This is a genomic window from Vibrio sp. 10N.286.52.F8, from assembly GCF_041468745.1.
GTDB classification, from domain to species: Bacteria; Pseudomonadota; Gammaproteobacteria; order Enterobacterales; family Vibrionaceae; genus Vibrio; species Vibrio crassostreae_C.
Genome location: NZ_JBFRJF010000066.1, coordinates 1 through 1,051, shown reverse-complemented (window position 1 = coordinate 1,051; position 1,051 = coordinate 1). Strand labels below are relative to the sequence as shown.

At 43.1% G+C, this 1,051-nt stretch carries 1 protein-coding gene; it reads left to right on the top strand.

Going from position 1 to position 1,051, the window contains the following annotated elements:
* Positions 1 to 78: 78 nt before the first annotated feature.
* Positions 79 to 999, top strand: coding sequence for an IS5 family transposase (locus AB4133_RS21895; protein WP_029236538.1), 921 nt, complete (start codon positions 79 to 81; stop codon positions 997 to 999).
* The last annotated feature ends 52 nt before the right edge of the window (positions 1,000 to 1,051 follow it).

The following is a 1,051-nucleotide window of genomic DNA, read 5'->3' as shown; positions in this document are numbered from 1 at the left end:
GGCTTTGTTTCCTAAATCAGGGAACTAATGCTTAAAGCTACGATCAGATCATCTAAGTTCACTCACATACTTAGAGCAATGCCAAAGCCTCGCTACAGAACAACTAACTGGAAACAATATAACCAAGCCCTAATCAATCGTGGTTCACTGACATTCTGGATTGATGAGGAAGCGATTCAACAGTGGAAGCAACTCAAGCAAGGTAAACGAGGTCGACCTCGATTGTTTAGTGACTTAGCCATTACGACCGCCCTCATGGTTAAACGAGTATTCGCGATGCCGTTGAGAGCGTTACAAGGATTCATCGATTCTGTTTTCAAACTCGCTCAACTCCCGTTGTCATGTCCTCATTATTCATGCATCAGTAAACGAGCCAAAACGGTTAATGTGTCATTCAAGACAAAGACCCGAGGCGCAATACAGCATTTAGCCATTGATGCAACAGGGCTAAAGGTCTACGGTGAAGGTGAATGGAAAGTAAAAAAACATGGTACTGACGGGAAGCGTCGAGTTTGGCGTAAGCTCCATTTAGCCGTAGACACTGGCACTCATGAAATCATTGCGGCTGAGTTAAGTTTATCGAATGTCACTGACGGTGAAGCTCTTCCTAATTTACTGAATCAAACTCGTCGTAGAATCAATGAGATATCTGGTGATGGAGCTTACGATACAAGACAATGCTACGAAGCAATACGTATTAAACAAGCTGTTCCACTTATTCCACCGAGAGAAGGTGCTGCTTTTTGGTTACGAGGTCACCCCCGTAATCTGGCGGTAGCTTGCCAGAAATTATACGGCTCAAATAAACATTGGAAAAAGAAGTACGGTTACCATAAACGGTCACTTTCAGAGACGGCTATGTTCCGTGTAAAGACACTGTTTGGTGGGCGATTAAGTTTAAGAAACTATAATGCTCAGGTTGGTGAAACCTACGCCATGATTAAAGCGTTGAATAAGCTCACAGGGTTAGGTATGCCTAAAACGATAGAAATAGCCTAATAATCACCCATACTGGCCGTTTCTATCTGAGATCCAATTAGGAAACAAAGCC